Here is a 502-nt window from a genome sequence, read left to right as displayed (position 1 = left end):
AGGAACGGCTGGTCGACCGGACGCTCCGGCTGCGGGATGTAGGCGTCGACCGCCTTCATCAGCTCGAGGATCGCGTCATGGCCGAGCTTCGGATCGCCGTTCTCCAGCGCCACCAGCGCCGAGCCCTTGATGATCGGAATGTCGTCGCCCGGGAAGTCGTACTTCGACAGCAGCTCGCGAACCTCGAGCTCGACGAGCTCCAGGAGCTCGGCGTCGTCGACCATGTCGCACTTGTTCAGGAACACCACCAGCGCCGGAACGCCGACCTGGCGGGCCAGAAGGATGTGCTCGCGGGTCTGCGGCATCGGGCCGTCAGCGGCCGAAACCACCAGGATCGCGCCGTCCATCTGCGCCGCGCCGGTGATCATGTTCTTCACATAGTCGGCGTGCCCGGGGCAGTCGACATGCGCGTAGTGACGGTTCTCGGTCTCGTACTCGACATGAGCCGTCGAGATCGTGATGCCGCGCGCCTTCTCCTCGGGAGCCTTGTCGATCTGGTCAT

The 502-nt window shown here is 65.3% G+C and carries 1 protein-coding gene; it reads right to left on the bottom strand.

The window, feature by feature from the left end; all coding sequences use genetic code 11:
- On the bottom strand, positions 1 to 502 hold a 502-nt coding region (locus ACKAE7_RS21265; protein ID WP_408980260.1), incomplete at both ends, for a GTP-binding protein.

The organism is Pseudarthrobacter sp. NKDBFgelt (assembly GCF_046097905.1).
GTDB classification, from domain to species: Bacteria; Actinomycetota; Actinomycetes; order Actinomycetales; family Micrococcaceae; genus Arthrobacter; species Arthrobacter polychromogenes.
This window is presented reverse-complemented; position numbering and strand designations above follow the sequence as displayed.